Raw genomic sequence first — 19,350 nt, 5'->3', positions numbered from 1 at the left:
GACCCCTGCCATGAACGAAGTCCACCGGTTCCCGTCGCCTCTGCCTGCGCCCGATGCCATCGCGGCCGAAGTCGCCTCGCGCATCTGTCACGACCTGGTCAGCCCGCTCGGGGCGATCGCCAACGGCGTCGAGCTGATGGGCCTGACGGGCACCGCCGACACGCCGGAAATGGCCCTGATCCGCGAAAGCGTGGATGGGGCGAATGCGCGCATCCGCTTCTTCCGGCTGGCCTATGGCGCGGCCCTGCCGGACCAGCGGGCCGGCCGGGCGGAGATCCTGGCCGCCCTGCAGGGCGCGTCGCGTGCGGGTCGGACGACCTACGAATGGAACGCGGCGGGGGATCAGCCGCGGGCCGAGGTGCGCGCCGTGTTCCTGATTCTCCAGTGCCTCGAGTCCGCGATGCCGATGGGGGGTGTCGTCCGGGTGGCGCGGGAGGGCACGGGATGGCATCTCGAGGCCGAGGGACCGCGCCTGCGGGTGGAGGATCGGCTGTGGGATCGCCTGGCCGCCCCGCATGCCCCGCAGGGCGCCGGCTCGGTGCAGTTCGCGCTCCTGCCTCTTGCCCTGGCCGCGCTGGGGCGGGTCCTGTCGCTCGATGTGCAGACCGATCGCATCGTGATCCGCTTCTGAGAGCGAGATCGCGGGCCGAACCGCGGGGCGGCAGCCCGCGTTGGGCCGGGGGGAGGAGGAATCCATGACGCCAGACGGTCTCCGGCAGATCGCGGACGCCCTCGCCCTGGCGGCGCGGGCTCATGCAGGTCAGTCGCGCAAGGGCCATCCGGACCAGCCGCAGATCGTCCACATCGCCGATGTCGCCGTGCGGGTTCTGCGCAGCGCGGACGCCGACACGGAAACCATGATCGCTGCCCTTCTTCACGATACGGTCGAAGATACGGATGTAACCCTCTATCAGATCGAGGAATCCTTCGGAAAGACCATTGCCGGGATCGTGGCGGAGCTGACCGACGACCCCACCCTCCCGGAGGCCGAGCGCCGGCGGAGGCAGGTCCAGGAGGCGCCGACCAGGTCCGGTAGGGCCCGGCGCATCAAGCTGGCCGACAAGGCCTCCAATCTCGCCGCGCTGGCCACCGCCGATCCTTCGGCGGTGGGGGAGGACGAGCGGCAGACCTATCTCGCCTGGGCCCTCGACATGCTGGCGGCGCTGCGGGGCACCGACGCGGTGCTGGAGGCGGACCTGGCCGCGGAGGCGGAGCGGTTGCGGCTGGCGCTCGGCCTTGCCCCCGGAGAGGGAGCGGAATGACGGATGGGTCGACGGCCGGGCCGGGGGTCAGGGCCGAACCGTGCCGTCCCCCTCGACCAGATACTTGAAGCTCGTGAGCTGCTCCGCCCCCACGGGGCCGCGGGCGTGAAGCTTGCCGGTCGCGATGCCGATCTCCGCCCCCATGCCGAACTCTCCGCCGTCGGCGAACTGGGTGGAGGCGTTGCGCAGCAGGATGGCGCTGTCGATCTCGCGGAAGAACCGTTCGGCCGCGGCGTCGTCCTCGGTCAGGATCGCCTCGGTATGGCCCGAACCGTAGCACCGGATATGCGCGATGGCCTCCTCCACACCGTCCACCAGCCGGACGGCGATGATGCTGTCGAGATATTCCCGCCCCCAATCCTCCGCGCTGGCGGGGACGGTCCCGGGCACCTCGAGAAGCGTGCCTTCCGTCCGCACCTCCACGCCGGCGTCCAGAAGATCCTGCACGAGGATCGGACCATGCGCTTCGTGGAAGGCCCGGTCGATCAGGAGGCATTCCGCCGCGCCGCAGATGCCGGTGCGCCGGGTCTTGGCGTTGAGGACGACCCGCCGCGCCTTGGCCGGGTCGGCACGGCCATCCGCATAGACGTGGCAGATCCCCTCCAGATGAGCAAAGACGGGCACGCGCGCCTCCTCATGCACGAGGCCGACGAGCCCCTTGCCGCCGCGCGGCACGATGACGTCGATCCAGCGGGCCGCGCCGAGCATCGCGCTCACCATCGCGCGGTCTGGGACGGGCACCATCTGGATGGCATCTGCCGGCAGACCGGCCGCGCGCAACCCCTGCTGGAGGCAGGCATGGATCGCCAGCGAGGATTGCAGGGACTCGCTGCCGCCGCGGAGGATGACGGCATTGCCGCTCAGAAGGCAGAGACCGCCGGCATCGGCAGTCACGTTGGGGCGGCTTTCGTAGATGACGCCGATCACCCCGAGCGGCGTGCTGACGCGGCGGATGCGGAGGCCGGAGGGTACTGTCCATTCGGCCAGCGTCCGGCCCACCGGATCGGGCATGCGCGAGAGCGTTCGGAGCCCCTCCGCCATGGCTCGCAGACGAGTCGGGTCCAGCATGAGCCGGTCGACCAGGGCGGCCGGGAGGCCCCGCTCCTCCGCCCGCGCCAGATCCTGGCGATTGGCCTCGAGGATCGCGGCCTCGTCCGACGCGATCGCGTCGGCCGCCGATGCGAGGGCCGCGGCCTTGCGGTCGGTGCCGGCCAGCGCAAGGATGCGGGCGGCCTCGCGGGCGCGTGCGCCCATCTCGGCCATGAGGGCTTCGGTCTCGTCCGTCCGGTCCAGCATCAGAGCACCATGTCGTCGCGGTGGATCAGGGTCGCGCGTCCCTTGTAGCCGAGGATGCGTTCGATGTCCGCGCTCCGGCGGCCGGTGATGGCGCGCGCCTCCTCGGCCGTGTAGCGCACCAGTCCGAGGCCGAGCCGCGCCCCGTCGGGCGACAGGATCGCCACCGGGTCGCCGCGGCCGAAGCGGCCCGAGACCGCAGCGAGCCCGGCGGGCAGCAGGCTCTTGCCCTCGAGCAGGGCGCGGGCGGCGCCGTGATCCACCGTCAGCTCCCCCTTGGGCTTCATGGCGGCGATCCAGCGCTTGCGGGCGGCCTGGGGATCGGTCTGGGCCAGGAACCAGGTGGCGGGTGCCCCTTCCTCGAGGCTCTGGAGCGGGTGGAGCCGCGCGCCCAGCGTGATCGCCATGGCGCAGCCCCCATCGGTCGCCACCCGCGCCGCCATCAGCTTGGTGACCATGCCGCCCTTGGAGAGACCCGACACGCCCTCTCCGGCCATGGCCTCGATCTCGGGGGTGATCCGCTCGACGATGTCGAAGCGACGGGCGGTGGGGTCGGTCTGGGGATTGGCCGAGTAGAACCCGTCCACATCCGACAGAAGCACCAGCACATCCGCCCCGATCGTCACCGCCACCTGCGCGGCGAGACGGTCGTTATCGCCGTAGCGGATCTCGTCCGTGGCGACGGTGTCGTTCTCGTTCACGATGGGGACGACGCCGAGGCCCAGCATGGTCTGCATCGTGGCGCGGCTGTTGAGGTAGCGGCGACGATCGGCCGAGTCCTCGAGCGTGACCAGCACCTGCCCCGTGACGATGCCGTGGGGGGCGAGCGCCTCCTCGTAGGCGCGGGCGAGGCGGATCTGGCCCACGGCGGCGGCAGCCTGCGACTGCTCGAGAGGCAGCGAGCCGGCCGGCAGGCCCAGCACCGCGCGGCCCAGCGCGATGGAGCCCGACGAGACCAGCACCACCTGCGCCCCGCGGCCCCGCAGGCGTGCCACATCGGCGGCCAGCGCGCGCAGCCAGCCCTCGCGCAGACCCGTGCTGCGGTCCACGAGCAGGGCCGAGCCGATCTTGACGACAACCCGGCGCGCCGTGGCGAGGGACGGGGTCACGGACGCCACGGCTCGGCCTCCGACCGGGAGGGAGCGGCGCCGCGCCGCCCCTCCTCCACGCGTTCGCGCAGGGCGCGCAACACCTCGGTCACGCCCTCGCCCGTGGCGCCGGACATGAGCAGGACGGGCCCGCCGGTCGCGCGTTCGAGCGCCGCCCGGCGGGTCGCGCGGTCCTCCCCGGAGAGCGCATCGACCTTGTTGAGAACGGTGACGCGCGGCTTGGCCGCGAGGTCGCCCCCGTAGAGTTCGAGCTCGCGCAGGATCACGGCGTGGTCGTGAACCACATCCGCCGCGGTGCCGTCCACGAGGTGCAGCAGCGCCCCGCACCGCTCCACATGGCCGAGGAAGCGGTCGCCGAGGCCCCTGCCCTCGCTTGCCCCCTCGATCAGGCCGGGGATGTCGGCCACGACCATCTCGGCCCCGTCCACGGCGACCACGCCGAGATTGGGAACGAGTGTCGTGAAGGGATAATCGGCGATCTTGGGGCGGGCGTTCGACGTGGCGGCGAGAAAGGTGGACTTGCCCGCGTTCGGCAGGCCGAGAAGCCCCGCATCGGCGATCAGCTTGAGCCGCAGCCAGAGCGTGCGTTCCACCCCCGGCTGGCCGGGATTGGCCCGGCGGGGGGCGCGGTTGGTGGAGGTGGCAAAGCGGAGATTGCCCCAGCCGCCATTGCCGCCTTCGGCCAGCACGACGCGCTGGCCCGCCTCGGTCAGGTCGGCGACCAGGGTCTCGCCATCCTCGTCCAGGATCTCGGTCCCCACGGGGACGCGCAGGACGATGTCCTCGCCACGGGCGCCGGTCTTCTGGCTGCCCTGGCCGGGGCGGCCGTTGCGGGCGAAGAAGTGCTGCTGGTAGCGGAAGTCGATCAGGGTGTTGAGGCCGTCCACCGCCACGGCGACCACGTCGCCGCCGCGGCCCCCATCGCCCCCGTCGGGACCGCCGAACTCGACGAACTTCTCGCGCCGGAAGGAGACGCAGCCATGTCCCCCGGCGCCGGAGCGGATGTGGACGCGTGCAAGATCGAGAAACTTCATGGCCGGGCCCACCTCGTCAGGGCGCAGGGCATAGCGGAAGGCCGGTCGGGGCTCAATGCCGGGGCCGGAGATCGGCAGGGGCGAGAACAGGGATGCGGCATGGGAAACGTTCCGGGGCAGGTGTCGCGGGCTGCCCCCCTTGTCGCAGGAACAGGTTAACGAAACCTTGGGGCACCGCGCGTTGCGCGGCGCGGGCAAGCCTCTGCCGGAGCGAGGGAAAAAGGGTTAGCGGCCGTTAAGGGGGAGCCGCGCCTCAGGGATGGAGCTGGAGCGCGTAGGTCCAGGTGGGCACGATCTGTCCGCGAGCGACGCAGTAGGTCTCGGCGTCGCCGAGATATTCGAAGCCGTTGTTGGTCAGCACGCGCGCCGCCCCCGGATTGTCCTGGATCACCTCGGCGAAGAGGGCGTCGCAGCGCTGGGGATTGGCCGCCACGAGCGCGCCGATCGCGCCGGTGGCCAAGCCCGTGCCCCACACGCCGGGCGCGATCCAGAAGCTGATCTCCGCCTGGGCGCGGTCCATCCGCTTGAGGCAGACAAGGCCCAGAAGCTCGCCCGCGCCGGACGCGGAGCCGTCGAGCGCCCAGATGTCCTCTCCCCGGTCGGGAGCGGCGGAGCGCGCCACCAGCGCCTCGGCCGCGCCGGGCGGATAGGGATGGGGGATCGAGCGGGTGTTGCGCGCCACGCGCGGATCGCCGGCATAATGCGCGATCAGACCGGCATCGGACCGCCGCAGGGGCCGCAGCACGAAGCGTTCGGCCGCGATGATGGGCTGGGCCGAGGGGGGAGCGACGGGCTTGGCGGTGGATTCGAGCATGACAACGGTTCCAGGAACGCGGCCGGGCGGGGCCTGGCGGTCAGCGTAGCGGCACAGGATTTCGATTTCGTAAACGCATATAGGATCGGGCCGGTCGCGTCACATCCCCGTGACGCGAAAAACACAAAAGCGAAGGGGGCCGGATGGTCGGCCCCCTTCGAGTCGGCGATGTGCCGGCGTCACTCGGCCGCGGGGGCGTCCGGCACGACGGCCACGAAGGTGCGGCCCTTAAGACCCTTGCGGAACTGCACGCGCCCTTCGGCCACGGCGAACAGCGTGTGGTCCGTGCCCATGCGCACGCCGTCGCCGGGCCAGACGCGGGTGCCGCGCTGGCGAACGATGATGTTGCCGGGGATCACGATCTCGCCCCCGAACTTCTTGACCCCGAGGCGGCGTCCGGCGCTGTCGCGCCCGTTGCGGGACGAGCCGCCGGCCTTCTTGTGTGCCATGAAACCCTACTCCTCAGGCTTGGGCCGCGTCGCCGTCCTCGGCGCCCGACCGGGTGGTAGCAACGGCCGCGACCGCGGCCACGGCCGCCGCTGCGGCGACAGCCCCCACGGCAGCGGCCACGCCGCGGCCCCGGCGGGGCACGGCGGCCGGAGCGGCCGGAGCGTCGGCAGCGGGCGCGCGGGTCCCCGCCCCGACAGCCGCCTTGACGCCGGTCCCCTCGGCGCCCGAGGGCAGGATCTCGGTGATCCGCACCAGCGTGAGCTGCTGGCGATGGCCCTTGGTGCGCTTGCTGGAATGCTTGCGGCGGCGGCGGACGAAGTGGATGACCTTTTCGCCCTTGATCTGGTCGATCACCTCGGCCTGAACGGCAGCGCCGGCCACGACGGGGGTGCCGATGGAATCGCCCACCATCAGCACCTCGTTGAACTGGATGGTCTCGCCCGGCTCGGCGGCGAGCTTTTCCACCCGCAGCACCTGACCCGGCTGAACCCTGTACTGCTTGCCGCCGGTCTTGAGAACCGCGAACATCGGTCGTCCTTTCGCTCTGTCGCGCCCTGCGGCCCCCGTGTCCGGGCGTCCGGGAACCCTTCGGCTCCGCCTTCGGGCAGCGCGCCCCGAAGGGCGTCGGTCCATCCCGCGCGCAGACCCGCCCACGCCCGGCCCGGCCTGCGAATCCGCTTGCCGAGGACGCGGCTTATGGGTCCAAGTGCCCGCGAAGTCAACCCGATCCGGGAGTCCGCGATGCGTCCTGTCCTGCTTCTGCTGCTTCTGGCCGGTTGCGGTTCCTCGCTGAACCTGCCCGCCCTGGTCGATCCGGCGCAGGCGCAGCGGCGCGGTGCGACGGAGATGGCGGTCAAGTCGGCCTTTCCCCAGATCCTGGCCGAGATCGAGGCCGGCGGGGGTCCCGCGCTCACCCGGGCGATGGATACGGCGGGCGTCCCCCCCGGCGACCGCGAGGCGCGCACACGGCAGTTGCAGGGCGACATCGCTCTGCGGGGCGGCAATGCCGCGGCCCTGGTGGCGGCGCTGATGCTCTACGGCCGGTAGGAAACCGGAGGCGCCGCCTGCGCGTTGATCCGCGCCGGGGCGGAGAAGCCGGACCTGGCTCCGCGCCGGCGAGGACGTGTTCCCAAGGAGCATCATCATGGCGCGCAATCCGCTTTCTCCCTATCGCGGCGGGATGTTCGGCAGTCTGGAGCCGCTGTCCTCGCTCCATCGCGAGATGAACCGCCTGTTCGACGAGGTGCTGGGCGGCCCGTCCGGCGGGCCGGGTCAGGGCGGCCTGATCGACGCGTGCCTCGACGTGTCGGAAACCGACCGCGAGATCCGGGTCTGTGCCGAGCTGCCGGGCGTGTCGGACGATGATGTGGAGGTCAGCCTTCAGGACGACGTCCTGACCATCCGCGGCGAGAAGAAGTTCGAGCGCCGCGACGAATCCGAGCGCCACCACCTGGTGGAGCGGTCCTACGGCACCTTCCAGCGCAGCATCCGCCTGCCCGGACCCGTCGATGCCGACAAGGTGGAGGCCCGGTTCGACAACGGCGTGCTGACCGTCACGCTGCCCAAGGCGCCCGACAGCGGCCGCCGGCGGATCGCGCTGCGGCGCGGGGGCTCGTCCGCGCCATCCGACCAGGGCCAGACGGGCGGCGCCGAGGCTTCGGGCAGCTGACGGCCGGCGCCGTCAGATCTCGCGCGTGTCCATGTAGCGCGCCGCCAGCAGGCCGAGGCGGCGCGACTGTTCGGAAAAGAGCGCGTCGAAGGCTCCGCCCAGCGCCCGTGTCAGCGCGCGGCCCGGCTCCGATTCGGAGAAGGCGATCAGCGCCTCGATGTCCGCGTCGGAGGCGGGTCCGTAGGCGCGCAGGAGAAAGGCATAGATCCATTCCGTCGTCTCGGCCCGGATCTCGGCCTCCCGCGACCAGAGGTCGCCCAGAAGTTCCGCCTCGCCCGTTTCGGGGCGCAGGGCGCCGGAGTCGAGCAGCGCACCGAAATAGGCGAGGCTCGCGTTCATGGCACTGGCCACGTTGACCTCGATGAGGTCGGTCGCCTCCACGTAGCGCCGCAGCAGCGCAAGCCGCGGATCGCCCGCCGCAACCGCGACGGCCGCGGCCTCGCGCGCCTCCTGCTCCACCTCGTCGTCGAGCATGTCCTCGCGCGCGGCGAGTTCGAGCGCGGCGATGCTCCGGCCCGGCTCGCTCTCGAAGAAGGCAGAGGCGAGGGCCGCGGTCGCAGGGTCCATCCGTGCCGCCAGTTCCGTCTCCAAGATCTGTTGCGCCGTCCCGGCCTCGTGGATCAGGGCCACGCCTTCGGTCCATGCCGCGGGCGGCGGGCTGGGGCCGAAGATCTGCGCGCCGAGGTCGGCGCCGTGGCTGCGACCCTCGCGCGACATGACCTCGAGGATCTCGGGCAGCAGAAGCACCTCCATCAGGTGCCTTGCGGCCTCCTCCCGGCTGGGGGCGGATGGCGACCCGGCGCGCTCGGGCGGGGCACCGGCGCCTTGCGCCAGGACCGGCGGCGGCGCGAGCGGCAGGGCGAGGACCAGCAGGGCGGCGGCGAGGCGGGGCATGGCACGCTCCGGTTTGGGGGTCCGGCGGAACCCGAGGTCATCGGGCCTGCGGGCCGCATGCCCGCAGCGCCGAGATAGCCTACCCCCCGCGCAGCGCAAGCGCGGCCCCCCGCTGCGCACGCTCTTGTCACCCGCTCCGGTCGGCTCCGCGAAGGGCTTGCGCCTGCTTCTCCGCCCGACTACAGGGGGCCGGTGGCCGCGGAGAGGTGCCGGAGCGGTCGAACGGGGCGGTCTCGAAAACCGTTGAGGGTGCAAGCCCTCCGTGGGTTCGAATCCCACCCTCTCCGCCACTTGCTCCCGCGAATGCGTTCTCCCGATCCGGCTGCGGCCGGATTTTTCCGTTGTTTCCGAGGGTTATGCGGGGCGCGCTGTTAACCGCTCCGCGCCCGGAAGGCCCGAAATCGTTCTCTCCGGCTCCGAATTCTCTGCACCTGTTGACTTGACTGCAGGCGGTGCAGCGCTTGCAAGCCATTGAAATCATGAAGCTGCAAGCGGCGCGAAGCTGTTGACTCCGACGACAGGGGCCGCGGGTCAAGATGGAACGGAGATCGAACCTTCGCCGGTTTGGCGAGGTATTCCGGAAATCATGCGCGGAACCTTGCGACGCCCCTGCCGTCATCGCGTGCGGCAAGGTCGCCTTCGCCGATCTCGATGTCCGGTTCGCCAGCGGCCAGCCACGAGACAAGTGCATCGCATGTCGCCGAGACCTGGTCCGGCTTGCGCAGGGCACATTCCCATACCGTCGCAACGCGCCATCCGAGTGTCGCAAGCGTTTCGAGCGTGGCACGATCCCGTCGGACGTTCGCGGCGAACTTCTCTGCCCAGAAATCCGGGCGGGTCGTGGGCGTGGTCGCATAGCGGCAGCCTTCGTGGCGGTGCCAGAAGCAGCCATGCACGAAGATGACGGCCTGGTGCTTCGCGAGGATCAGATCGGGCCGCCCGGGGATGCCCTTGCCGTGCAGCCTATAGCGAAAGCCGCGCGCATGCAGCGCACGCCTCAGCACCATTTCGGGCTTCGTGTGCTTGCCCCGGATACCGGACATCATCCTCGAGCGGGTCTCCTTGTCGACGATATCCGCCATTTGCCTCCTGGCCTCTGCGTCCGGACCTGGTATACAGCCTGTAATCCGAATTCGAGAGGCCCCTGATTTGCCAGCCACTTTCGGCATCGTCGATCTTTTTGCAGGTCCGGGCGGGTTGGGCGAGGGATTTGCGTCCCTCGATGTCGGCGGCCACGCGCCGTTCCGGATCGGCATCTCGGTCGAGAAGGAGGCCTCGGCGCATCGCACACTGACCTTGCGCGCCTTCCTGCGGGCGTATCAGGCGCGTCACGAAGTGATGCCAAAGGCCTTCATCGACTTCCACGCCGGGCTGATCCCGCAGCCCGACTGGAGCGAGGTGGATGCGGCGGCGTGGCAGCATGCGACGGCCGAGGCGCAGTGCCTCGAGCTCGGGACCGGGGCTGCTGCGGCCGCCGTCGACCATGCCATCCGCGCGCTGCGCCGGGAGTTCGACGATACCATCCTGATCGGCGGCCCGCCCTGCCAGGCCTACTCGCTTGTCGGGCGCGCTCGGGCGAAGGGGAAGGTCGGATACGTTCCCGAGGAGGACAAGCGGCATTACCTCTTCCGCGAGTACATCGGGGTGCTGGACCGCCTGCGCCCCGCGGCCTTCGTCATGGAGAACGTCAAGGGCATGCTGTCCTCGACGGTGGAGAGTCGTCTCGTCTTCGAGATGCTGATGGAGGACCTTGCCTCGCTCGGCACCGGACAAGATCATCGCTACGAGTTGCGGGCAATCCGGGTGATCGATGGCGTGGCGCGTCTGGAGGAAGCGGCGCAGCCTTCCGATTTCATCGTCCGCGCCGAAGAGTTCGGCGTCCCGCAGCGTCGTCACCGCGTGATCATCGTGGGCCTCCGCTCAGACCTCGCAGGCAGGGCCACCGGGACGAGTGTACAGGTTTCCGGGGTGACACGGACGGTCGCCGATGCCATCGGCATGATGCCGGAATTGCGCAGCGGCGTGAGCCGCGGAAGGGATGACGCGGAATCCTGGCGACACCACGTCATCGAGGCTGCCCGCTTGCTGGCCGAGATTTACCGCGGCGCGGAAGGGCCGCTGCGCGAGGTGTTTTCCGATGTGGGGGGGACCCTGAAGAGGCGACCGCTCCCGCCGCGCCTGTCGTCACGGCGTCCAGAGGGCTACGGCACCTCCAACGACGAGCTTCTTGCCTGGCTCGAACGCCCTGCGCTGCGTGGCCTTGCCCAGCATGAGACACGCGCGCACATGGCCGAGGATCTGCGGCGCTATCTGTTCGCCTCGGTCTTCGGCAAGGTACGCGGATACAGTCCCAAGGCCGCAGATTTCCCGCTTGCCCTGACCCCGGACCACCGCAACTGGCACAGCGGCGTCTTCAATGACCGTTTCCGTGTCCAGCTGGCCCGTGAGCCGTCCACGACAGTGACGAGCCACATCTCCAAGGACGGGCACTATTTCATCCATCCCGATCCCATGCAGTGCCGCAGCCTCACCGTGCGCGAGGCGGCGCGCCTGCAGACCTTTCCGGATGACTACCTGTTCCTCGGCAACCGGACCGAGCAATACGTCCAGGTCGGCAACGCCGTTCCGCCCTACCTCGCCCGCCAGATTGCCCAGCTTCTCCTGCGCGGCCTCTCCGGACCGCTGTCCGAAGAGGCGGTGGAGGCAAGGTCCGCAGACAACACTGCTCGCAGCCCCGCGATGTCGTCACCCAGCACACCCGCCTCCGAAAGCCTGCCGAGCAGGTAGTCGAGCGCGTTCCTTTCGCCCCGGTCCAGTGCAGCGTGCCCTGCAGCGAGATTTTCCAGAGCGGATTGAGACTTGGGGGAAAGCCAGCCGCGCCGTCCGGCCTCCTGTCGCACATTCCGGGCCGCTTCCGCGAGGGACACCCCACGCAGCAGAGGCTCTGCCTCGCCAAGAGAACCTTCCGGGACGCCGAAAAGCTTGTCGAGGAAGCTGGCGAGATCGTCGGGCGGCAAGTCCGCAAGGGACCTGATCTCGTTGCGGACCCGGATACGGAGGATCGCACGACGCATGATGTCTTCCATGGCCGCCTTGCCATGATGGCGCGCAGCGCGCAGCCACGCTTCCGCGACCGCCAGGGCGAGGACCGGGTCCCCACCGATGCTCGGCCTCTCGGTGATCTGCACCAGAGCATCCTCGGTCAGTTCCTCCAGAAGTCGCCAGCGCTCGGGATGACCTGCCCCGCGGTCGAGCGCGCGACCGCGCATCCAGAGTCTCTGGAACGTGTTCCGGACGCCGCCGCAGTAGCGCTCCGCCGACCTGCCGAACCGCCAGTGCACGATGTCGGGGGCCACGACCGCAGCGACGAAGGACCAGACATCATCCCGAAGTGCCTCGCCACTTCGGAAGAGCTCGGATTGAGCAAGCCAAGCAGCAGTCTCGGCGTCGAAGCCGGCGTGGGACTGCCGCCCCCCCTCCCGCCCGAAGCCATGTTTCTGTGCGATCTCGACGAACTTCTCCCGCAGGGCTGCAAGGGACGCTGCGGGGACTGGCGTTCCGCCGGTTGCAGCATAACGGACCTGATCGGGAAGGTCGCCCGGACGGAACCCGACCCAGCCCGAGGGTCCATGATCGAGAAAGCTGCGCACGAGCTCGTCGCAGGCGGGGCCGGGAAGCCTCGGAAGCAGATGTCTCACAGGTCTCCTCCCGGTTCTGCGAGCGCAAGCATGGTCGATCGGAACACGCCCGGCCGGCTTTCGAGCACGGAACGGATGAAGGACGCATCCTTCCCGGGCCACGCCTTGCGCAGCCATGTCGCGGCCTGAGCGCCCAGCGACCCGGGCTCGGCCGCGTGCATCATTGTCGCGGCTTCGGGATCGGCCAGAAAACGCTCACAGATCTGGCTCATGACATCGGCAAGGAGAAACTGGATCGTGGCAGGATCCTCGTCCTCGATCCGTCGGAGAACCTCGCCGGACTTCTCGTTCAGGTAGAGGCGGACGGCCCCATGGAAGTCGCGCGTCCAGTCCCCCGGCGACCAGTGCAGGTGCCAGGGGGCGGCACCCGCAATTCCGCCGCCGAGCATCTGCACGAGGTCCGCCGTCTCGATGGGGAAGCGAGGCTCTTCCCCCTCCAGTCTGACCCGAGCATTGTCGGACCAGAGCCGGTCGCCGGTATGGACGGGCGAGAGCGCCGAGGATTCTGTGGGGGCATTCGCCAGGAGGATCTCGGTCTGCAGATCCAGGATCATCGAGAGCGCGTTGCCCTCGATGGTCCGCTCGAACTCCCAGGAAGTGTCTCCGGGGCGGAACTCCCGGCGTGTGCGGGTGAGGATCAGGCGAGGCAGCCTGCCCTGACCTGTCCCGATCCTCACCGAGCCGGAAAGGGCGAGCTGATCGACGGGGATGCCGAGATCGGATGCCGCCAGTTCGAGATCCAGGCGCAAAGTCCGGCGGATGCGGATATCGCTCGAGCTGTCCCAGTGCGGCAGGAACTCGCCCGCAGCCGACCATTCGCTGCCGTCCAGCGAAATCTCCCATGCCGAGGCGTCCACGGCCGATCCTGACAGCGTGAGGAACGGAAAGGCGACCCGACGGTTCATGTTCCGGCCTCCGACAGGACATCGGCATCGGTCGTCACGGCGCAGTCATCCGGGACGCGGATCCGGATCTCGAACCGTCCTTCCCGGCCTGCGAGGTCGAAGGTGTTGCCGGCAGTTTCCGCCTCTCCGTCCAGCCACCTGACGGACAGGACATCGGGTCGGCCGACAGTGTCATCGGCCGACCCGAGCGTCGCCCCTTCCACGGCGACAGAAGCCGAGGCAACCAGCCGCAAGCCACTTCGCCGCGTGTCCTGTGTCACCTCTGTAAGGAAGACGGCAATCCGGTCGCCATTACCCGCCTCGAGGCGCTGGAAGACGGGTCGACTTGCCCGCGCCCTCGAGGGACGACCGCCTCCGGAACCGCCGGACCCTCGCCGTCGACCGGCCCCGTCGCCTCCGACGTTCTCGAGCACGGCTCCCAGGCGCCCGGCAAGGCGGGCGAGCGACGGGCCGGATGTGTCCCCCGACCTCGGGGAAACCGGCTCCATGCCCATCTCGGCGGCGACTTCCCTGAGGCGCTTCAGCGCGATGTTGACGTAGCGCTTCTCGTTTCCTCTCGGCAGGTTATCCGGAACCCAGTCGTCATGGGCCGGCGGTTCGGAATCCGCGAAGGCCTGCTCCACCTCTTCCTCTTCACTGGCAATGAACACGCCCGCCCATTCCAGCCGGGCGTCGGGTAACGGATTGCCTTCGAGATACTTCACGACGAGTTCGACCGGTCGCATCAGCGCGATGTGGTGCATCTGCTCGGGGATCAGGCGTATGTCCTCATCCGCAGTCAGATGACGCCTCGGCCGCCGCAGGCCCTTTTCGATCGCGAGAGTCCCGAGGAACTTCTGTGGCCTCTGGGACTCGATCCGCCGCACGTCGTTCCCTGCGCGGGCTCTTGCCGCGCTCATGGCCTTGCACAGCAGATCGAACGGGGCGAGGTCCTCTGGCGCAGGAAGGGGTAGCTCCTTATCCTCGACCATCACCCTGCAGGTGAAACGGTGCTTCGCCGGAGCGTCGCGCATCATCCGCGGCCAGAAGTTCCAGAGCAGCGTCTCGATGATCCTGTTTCCGGTCGCCATCAGATCGTCGTCGTCGGGCTGGAAACCGAGGATCATGATCGATGTCCCGGACATTCCCGGGTCGCGTTCCGGAAGACCGAGGTGGCTGGCCATCGTCGCAGCGGCAGCACCTGTCACCGGATCGGCGACCCCGTCCTCCGGATCCCTCACACCCCACCAGTGACGGCCCGTGAAGCGCCTCCTCATCCCGTTCTCCGGCCTCTCGAAAGAACGGCCGACATGGCACGCCATCAAGCGCCGCCCGTCAGTACCGGCGCCGTCAGGCAGCGTATCCACGATGATCGTGCTGCATGCACTGGCTCGATACAGGGCGACCTTGCCGAAGCCATAGGTGCCTCCCCCCTGTTCGGTGTCCCGTGCCGTCCCGATGTTGCGCAGGAAGTCGATGAAATTGGTCTGTTCGGTTCCGACCGGGATCCTGTCCGACCTCGTCGGGCCGCCAAGGCCAACGGTGCCGAAGTCGCAGATCTCGAGAACGACCGCCCTTTCGGCTTCGCGGAAGGCCGAGATCACGGCGGACGATCCCGGCTCCTCCGGAACCTCGGCAAGGATGAATCTGCGAAGGATTTCGCGCTGGGCATCCGCGAGTGTCCGCAGCCTGATCAGAATCCCGGGCCCGGTGCCCGGTCGCGCGGCATCGGCAATGTTCTGGACCGCTTCGCGGATGACCGTCTGCAACGGGTCGAGCGTTGGCGCGCCGAGGAGGCGGCGGAAGTTATCGCCGATGTTTCCGGTCGAACCGTAGGGTTCGGAATGGAGCTCGAGCGGACTCAATGTCATCCGGACAATTCCTGAAGGAGCGAGACGAATTCCGAAGGCGGGCATTCTGCGTCAGAGGCATGCCCGAGATCGATCCTGTAGGTCGCATCGATGACACCTGCAGGGATCCTTCCCCCGACAAAGCCCGAAGGCGCGATGCGGGGAAAATCCGGGCCGACACGGTAGAGGCGTTCTGCCTCTGTCCTGAATGCGAAACGGTTCCATGCGCCGTCGTGCACATCCGCGCAGCCGACGGCCTCGAGCAGCACCCGCAGTCCCGCAGGGTCGTCGGCCCGCAGCAACGCCCTGTCTCCGAGCGATGCCACTGTGAGAAGCCCGCCCTCGACCGCCTCGAGGACCAGATGTGCAAGGTGCAGCGATCCGCTGGAAGGCGGCTCGAGCTGATCAATGCCGTTTATGGTGACCTGGTTGGCCCCGGCGCCGAGCGATGCCTTGACCTCCAGCGACACGTCTCCCGCCCGGAAGTCGTGCCGGTCTCCAGCCGGCCCGCGCCAGCAGCGCCAGGCCGACGGAGAGATGTCGAGGAGCCGGTTCAAAACGATGAGTTCGGCCACGAGGCCGACAACCCGCGAACGGTCCACCTCGGTCCCTGCAGGAGAAACAAGCAGTTCGCGGAAGTCATCGAGCGCACCTGCCACCGCCGCGACCCCGTCGTTGCGGTCGGCCAGACGGCGGACGATGTCATCCACGACCTCCCCGAATACCGCTTCGAGATCTGGCGACATGCAGATGACATCGAGAAACCGGATCGCGCGTTGCCCATGCGTGAGGCTCGTCACGCCGATCTTCAGGGCAGTGCCTGTCTCGAAGGGACCGATCTTCTCTCCTGTCGCAAGCGGCACCAGCAGCCGCGCCTCGCCTGCGGAACCGACGGCCAGCCGGACGGGCCCTGCCTTCGTTGTTGCGCCAAGAGGCAGCGACGGGACGCCTGGAACATCTCCGTCGATGTGGCCTGCCCGAAGCACGTTCCAGCGTCCCGACACCGGGCTCTCCTGCCTGGGTCTAGACACCTGCTGCCTCCGTCTGCGCGGCCTCCTCCTCCTCGATCGCGGCGACTTCCTCGGCCGACAATGGCTGAAGTTCGACGGAGACGAAGTTCCCACCCTCCGTGACCGATCCGGGGAAGACGATCCCTATGCCCAGCACGTCATGCACGGCATCCAGCGACAGCCTTGCCTTGCTGTCGCGTTCGGGGCGCGAGTCCCGCGCGATGGGATAAAGCAGGAGAAGCGGAACCTGTCCCACCGCCTCCAGCCTCGCCGCCTTCAGCTCCTCCCAGCTTCCGTTGCCTTCAACACCATCGCCACAGTCGAAGAGCACGTCGCGTCTCGACATGAGCGCCTTGATGTCCGCGATACCGTTCGCGTCCTTCAACCTCGCGCGGTTGACCATCCTGACGGAACCGATCGTACCGAGAGGGAAATCGGAATCGCGACCTCGGCCGGATTCGACGATACCGACGTTCCATCGGGAAAGGCGTGGGTCGACCCCGTCGACGAAAGGTAACAGCATCGACGGCAGGAGATCGGCCTGGGTTGGCTCGACGACATAGGACTCGAGGAACCTCCGGACGGACGACCTCGGCACGTCGCGCCAGAGCTTGCGGTCCACCACTTCCCGATCACGCAAGCCAAGCGCCTCGATACGGCTGACCAGGTCGCTGCCTGCTGCCCAGTTCCGCTCGAGCTGTTCCGCGTCCGTGTGAGCGAAGCGAAACGTCTGGCGGTGTGTTCCCCAGTAGCTGACTGCGCAGCGCCTGGCGGCACGCATCTTGTTCGCCGCCGTGATCGCCATGCCCGGGATCGCCCTGATCCGGACGGCAAGGTCCATCGGCGTGAGGTCGCGGATCCTGTACTGCTCGATGTCGTCCCTGATTTCCTGCTCGACAGAGGCAAGCGCCCTGAATCTCAGCTTCAGGCCGCGCGGCATCCAGATCCGCGGAAGATCCTCGTAGCCGGGCCGATAGCCGAACCAGCGTCCCATCTGGAGAAGCGTGTCATACTGGTTCGCAGTTCTCAGGAAGTAGCTGACCATCAGGCCTTCGAGGGTCAGCCCCCGGGCAAGGATGGATCCGCCGACCACGATGTAGGTCCTTGCCTTGCCTGAATAGTCGATCCTGTCGTCGCTTGCGCCGTTCTCGACCGGGAACTCGATGCATTCGAGCACTTCCGGCAGATACTGGAAGACCTCCTCAAGGGTCACCGGCCTCGCATCCGTCAGGTCGTCCGGCAATCGTCCCTGTTCCCCGGCCCAGACCTCTCCGAGCCTCGATCCGATGTCGGATGCCCGATCCACGAGATCCCTGCGGTGCACGTCGACCCAGCCCTCGATCAGGGCCGCAACCCGCTCATGCGCGCGGACGAAAGCCGATGTGTGCACCAGCATCGTCATGTGCTGGTCCCCATGTCCGCGGGCGCGCCTCGCGGCGCAGCACGCTAGGAAGTAGAGAACGGCGGCCTCGAGGCTCGGCGTCATGGCAGGCTGGAAGGCGTCGCGCTCCTTCCGGCTGCGCGGTTGCAGCCTTGCCTCGTCCTCATCCGGCACGTCGCGGATCATGTCGAGCCCTTCCTCGTCGGGGCGCATGTCTTCCGGATCGACGGGCGTCTTCCCGAACAGACGTTCGGTGCCGAAGTACCGATCAGGCTTCGGCAGGGCCGTGATGAAGTCGCGAGGATAGAGATCGTCGAGTTCCTGGCCGTCGACACGGTAGGGGTTGATCAGCACATTCGCGAAGGGTGTGGCGGTGTAGCCGACGTAGGTCACAGCCGGGAGCAGGCCGAGAAGCTCGCGGATGCGCTGGTTGATGGCCGTCATGTCCAGCTCACCGCGCGCCGAGTTCACGCTGGCCTGGTCACATTCGTCGTCGATGACAAGAACCCGGAGCTGCTGCAACACGGCGGGTAATGTCTCCCTGATCGCCTTGCGCAATTCCCCGAGGGGCGAGACGTTCTTCTTGATGACGGCAAGTTGCGCCTTGTCGGAATGGGAGAGGAATCCCCCCTGGGGCGGCGCACGGAAATCCCTGTCCACCTCGTTCGACGTGAGCACCTGCCAGTTCAGGGGGTTGCGCCGCACCAGGTCGGAATACAGTCTGAGCTGGGTCTGGTGGCGCAGCTTGTTCGTCAGGCCGGCCAGGACGATGACAGTATCGTAGCCGGCGTCGAGTGCCTTGGCCATCACGGCCGTCATGTTGGCCGTCTTTCCCGACTGGACGTGGCCGACGACCAGTCCACGACACGAGAACTGGGCTTGCTCCGGATTGCGCGGGTTCTCGAGAAGCGAGACGACCTCGTTCGAAGCGTCATCGATGCCGCGCACATCATCCTCGTGCCACTTCTTCTCGTTCAGAAGGAAGGCCTTCACGGCGGGCCAATGAAGGTCAGACGGTCTGGGGCCGAAGTACCATTTCGGCCGCTTCCGGATCACCGAATGACTATGAAGTATCTCGATCTGTTCGAACTCGCGGGTGACAATGGCGGCGGCTTCGTCGATCTCGGCGGACAGATGAACCGCAAGCCCGGGGGAAAGCAGGTCGAGTTCGGCGCGAACGGCCGCAACCGCGCTTTCGATATTGCCATGCCGAGGCAGCGCCTGGCGAATGCGTTCAACCAATCCATCGACCTGGGGCCCCGGCACAATGCCCTCCTGACTGCAAATCTGGCAATCTCCAGAAGTACTGGATCAAGCCCAAGCAATCACGCGATGATTTCGGGATCAAGACGAGGATCAGGCTGGAAGTGCCGAAGATGTCAGAAAGACTTCCGCTGACCTTCCCACTCCTCCGGGAACCCGTCCATCAGCCGGGCCAGGGTCACCTGCGGCGCCTGCCTGCCGTCGAGGATTGCCTCGACGATGTCCGGCGCAAGCAGTGTCAGGCGCAGGATGCGGGTGAGGTAGGACGGTGCGATGCCCTCTTGCGCGGCGAGGTCGGCGATGGTCGTATAGCGGCCGGCGTCGATCATCCGCTTCCAGCGGAAGGCGCGGGCCAGTGCCTTGACGAGGGCGTCGTCGGGGCGGCGGGGCGGCGCGATGCCCTCGGGCAGGCGCATTTCCTTGCGCCCGCCGCGCTTCGCGAGCCGGAAGGGCACGCGGAGGGTGACGGTATCGGCGGGCGCGGGACGGATCATGCAGCCTCTCCGACCGCGCCCGCCAGCATCTCGCGGGCGAGGCCGGCAAGGCCGTCGATGCGCAGGCGCAGGTCGAAGCCGTCGGGGGCGAGGTCGATCCGCTCGACCAGCAGCGCGACGATTCGCGCCCGCTCGGCGGGGAAGAGTTCGTTCCAAAGCGGATCGAGCTGCTGCAGTGCGGTCCGGGCGTCGGCCTCGGTGATATCGTCAGTATGGACGCGCGCCGCCTTCCACGTCCCCGCGAC

General features: G+C 68.4%; 18 protein-coding genes, 1 tRNA gene and 1 pseudogene. 6 read left to right on the top strand and 14 right to left on the bottom strand.

What is annotated here, in order from left to right; translation table 11 throughout:
• The first annotated feature begins 10 nt into the window (after window positions 1-10).
• Window positions 11-631: a histidine phosphotransferase family protein gene (locus tag GT358_RS08195; protein ID WP_166582124.1), complete on the top strand. Its 621-nt coding sequence runs from the start codon at window positions 11-13 to the stop codon at window positions 629-631.
• A gap of 64 nt (window positions 632-695) precedes the next feature.
• A complete protein-coding gene (locus GT358_RS08190) occupies window positions 696-1,262 on the top strand; it encodes an HD domain-containing protein (protein ID WP_166582123.1) in 567 nt (188 codons plus the stop codon).
• Window positions 1,263-1,289: 27 nt separating this feature from the next.
• On the opposite strand, the gene GT358_RS08185 is transcribed toward GT358_RS08190, so the two are convergent.
• The 6 genes from GT358_RS08185 to rplU form a co-directional block, all read right to left on the bottom strand.
• A complete protein-coding gene (locus tag GT358_RS08185; RefSeq protein WP_208103425.1) occupies window positions 1,290-2,555 on the bottom strand; it encodes a glutamate-5-semialdehyde dehydrogenase in 1,266 nt (421 codons plus the stop codon).
• A gap of 2 nt (window positions 2,556-2,557) precedes the next feature.
• The gene (gene proB / locus GT358_RS08180) at window positions 2,558-3,664 is read right to left on the bottom strand and encodes a glutamate 5-kinase (RefSeq protein WP_166582169.1); all 1,107 of its coding nucleotides are present in this window, start codon (window positions 3,662-3,664) and stop codon (window positions 2,558-2,560) included.
• Window positions 3,661-4,698 carry a GTPase ObgE gene (gene obgE, locus GT358_RS08175; protein WP_166582121.1) on the bottom strand — a complete coding sequence of 346 codons (1,038 nt, stop codon included), beginning with the start codon at window positions 4,696-4,698 and terminating at the stop codon, window positions 3,661-3,663. Before obgE ends, proB begins: the two co-directional genes overlap by 4 nt.
• Window positions 4,699-4,951: 253 nt before the next feature.
• On the bottom strand, window positions 4,952-5,512 hold the full coding sequence (locus GT358_RS08170) for a GNAT family N-acetyltransferase (protein ID WP_166582120.1): 561 nt from the start codon (window positions 5,510-5,512) through the stop codon (window positions 4,952-4,954).
• A gap of 179 nt (window positions 5,513-5,691) precedes the next feature.
• Window positions 5,692-5,961, bottom strand: coding sequence for a 50S ribosomal protein L27 (gene rpmA, locus GT358_RS08165; protein ID WP_166582119.1), 270 nt, complete (start codon window positions 5,959-5,961; stop codon window positions 5,692-5,694).
• Between the two features lie 13 nt (window positions 5,962-5,974).
• Window positions 5,975-6,490, bottom strand: a complete 516-nt coding sequence (gene rplU, locus GT358_RS08160) for a 50S ribosomal protein L21 (RefSeq protein WP_166582118.1) — start codon at window positions 6,488-6,490, stop codon at window positions 5,975-5,977.
• 213 nt (window positions 6,491-6,703) lie between these two features.
• On the opposite strand from rplU, the gene GT358_RS08155 reads away from it, so the two are divergent.
• Together GT358_RS08155 and GT358_RS08150 are read left to right on the top strand one after the other, a co-directional pair.
• On the top strand, window positions 6,704-7,009 hold the full coding sequence (locus tag GT358_RS08155) for a hypothetical protein (RefSeq protein ID WP_166582117.1): 306 nt from the start codon (window positions 6,704-6,706) through the stop codon (window positions 7,007-7,009).
• Between the two features lie 97 nt (window positions 7,010-7,106).
• Entirely contained in the window at window positions 7,107-7,631 is a 525-nt protein-coding gene (locus GT358_RS08150; protein WP_166582116.1) for an Hsp20/alpha crystallin family protein, read from the top strand.
• Between the two features lie 12 nt (window positions 7,632-7,643).
• Here the strand turns inward: GT358_RS08150 and GT358_RS08145 are convergent, their stop codons facing one another.
• Entirely contained in the window at window positions 7,644-8,525 is an 882-nt protein-coding gene (locus tag GT358_RS08145) for a hypothetical protein (RefSeq protein WP_166582115.1), read from the bottom strand.
• A 200-nt stretch (window positions 8,526-8,725) separates the two neighbouring features.
• On the opposite strand from GT358_RS08145, the gene GT358_RS08140 reads away from it, so the two are divergent.
• Window positions 8,726-8,815, top strand: a tRNA-Ser gene (locus GT358_RS08140).
• Window positions 8,816-9,109: 294 nt separating this feature from the next.
• On the opposite strand, the gene GT358_RS08135 is transcribed toward GT358_RS08140, so the two are convergent.
• Entirely contained in the window at window positions 9,110-9,607 is a 498-nt protein-coding gene (locus GT358_RS08135; RefSeq protein ID WP_166582114.1) for a very short patch repair endonuclease, read from the bottom strand.
• A 67-nt stretch (window positions 9,608-9,674) separates the two neighbouring features.
• On the opposite strand from GT358_RS08135, the gene GT358_RS08130 reads away from it, so the two are divergent.
• The gene (locus GT358_RS08130) at window positions 9,675-11,312 is read left to right on the top strand and encodes a DNA cytosine methyltransferase (protein ID WP_208103423.1); all 1,638 of its coding nucleotides are present in this window, start codon (window positions 9,675-9,677) and stop codon (window positions 11,310-11,312) included.
• A gap of 907 nt (window positions 11,313-12,219) precedes the next feature.
• On the opposite strand, the gene GT358_RS08120 is transcribed toward GT358_RS08130, so the two are convergent.
• From GT358_RS08120 to GT358_RS08095, 6 genes and pseudogenes are all read right to left on the bottom strand, one after another.
• Window positions 12,220-13,080 (bottom strand): hypothetical protein, encoded by an 861-nt coding sequence (locus GT358_RS08120; RefSeq protein WP_371416250.1) that lies wholly within the window; start codon window positions 13,078-13,080, stop codon window positions 12,220-12,222.
• 44 nt (window positions 13,081-13,124) lie between these two features.
• Complete coding sequence (locus GT358_RS08115; protein WP_208103422.1) at window positions 13,125-14,978, bottom strand: hypothetical protein; 1,854 nt, start codon at window positions 14,976-14,978, stop codon at window positions 13,125-13,127.
• On the bottom strand, window positions 14,975-15,961 hold the full coding sequence (locus tag GT358_RS08110; protein ID WP_371416249.1) for a PD-(D/E)XK motif protein: 987 nt from the start codon (window positions 15,959-15,961) through the stop codon (window positions 14,975-14,977). The genes GT358_RS08115 and GT358_RS08110 overlap by 4 nt, the downstream gene beginning before the upstream one ends.
• Before the next feature lie 19 nt (window positions 15,962-15,980).
• Window positions 15,981-18,614 carry a Z1 domain-containing protein gene (locus tag GT358_RS08105; protein ID WP_166582110.1) on the bottom strand — a complete coding sequence of 878 codons (2,634 nt, stop codon included), beginning with the start codon at window positions 18,612-18,614 and terminating at the stop codon, window positions 15,981-15,983.
• Between the two features lie 113 nt (window positions 18,615-18,727).
• The gene (locus GT358_RS08100) at window positions 18,728-19,105 is read right to left on the bottom strand and encodes a hypothetical protein (RefSeq protein ID WP_166582109.1); all 378 of its coding nucleotides are present in this window, start codon (window positions 19,103-19,105) and stop codon (window positions 18,728-18,730) included.
• A pseudogene (locus GT358_RS08095) lies at window positions 19,102-19,350 on the bottom strand (hypothetical protein); the annotation flags it as partial. The gene GT358_RS08100 and the pseudogene GT358_RS08095, both read right to left, overlap by 4 nt.

It is taken from the genome of Rubellimicrobium sp. CFH 75288 (genome assembly GCF_009904055.1).
Taxonomy (GTDB): domain Bacteria; phylum Pseudomonadota; class Alphaproteobacteria; order Rhodobacterales; family Rhodobacteraceae; genus Rubellimicrobium.
Note: the sequence above shows the minus strand (reverse complement) of the source record. Positions and strands in the feature narration are given on the sequence as shown.

Excerpts from the sequence above, each read along its gene's own strand:
- GT358_RS08195 (WP_166582124.1), top strand. The coding sequence starts at position 11 with ATGAACGAAGTCCACCGGTTCCCGTCGCCTCTGCCTGCGCCCGATGCC.
- GT358_RS08190 (WP_166582123.1), top strand. The coding sequence starts at position 696 with ATGACGCCAGACGGTCTCCGGCAGATCGCGGACGCCCTCGCCCTGGCG.
- obgE (WP_166582121.1), bottom strand. The coding sequence starts at position 4,698 with ATGAAGTTTCTCGATCTTGCACGCGTCCACATCCGCTCCGGCGCCGGG.
- GT358_RS08170 (WP_166582120.1), bottom strand. The coding sequence starts at position 5,512 with ATGCTCGAATCCACCGCCAAGCCCGTCGCTCCCCCCTCGGCCCAGCCC.
- rpmA (WP_166582119.1), bottom strand. The coding sequence starts at position 5,961 with ATGGCACACAAGAAGGCCGGCGGCTCGTCCCGCAACGGGCGCGACAGC.
- rplU (WP_166582118.1), bottom strand. The coding sequence starts at position 6,490 with ATGTTCGCGGTTCTCAAGACCGGCGGCAAGCAGTACAGGGTTCAGCCG.
- GT358_RS08155 (WP_166582117.1), top strand. The coding sequence starts at position 6,704 with ATGCGTCCTGTCCTGCTTCTGCTGCTTCTGGCCGGTTGCGGTTCCTCG.
- GT358_RS08150 (WP_166582116.1), top strand. The coding sequence starts at position 7,107 with ATGGCGCGCAATCCGCTTTCTCCCTATCGCGGCGGGATGTTCGGCAGT.
- GT358_RS08145 (WP_166582115.1), bottom strand. The coding sequence starts at position 8,525 with ATGCCCCGCCTCGCCGCCGCCCTGCTGGTCCTCGCCCTGCCGCTCGCG.
- GT358_RS08135 (WP_166582114.1), bottom strand. The coding sequence starts at position 9,607 with ATGGCGGATATCGTCGACAAGGAGACCCGCTCGAGGATGATGTCCGGT.
- GT358_RS08115 (WP_208103422.1), bottom strand. The coding sequence starts at position 14,978 with ATGACATTGAGTCCGCTCGAGCTCCATTCCGAACCCTACGGTTCGACC.
- GT358_RS08100 (WP_166582109.1), bottom strand. The coding sequence starts at position 19,105 with ATGATCCGTCCCGCGCCCGCCGATACCGTCACCCTCCGCGTGCCCTTC.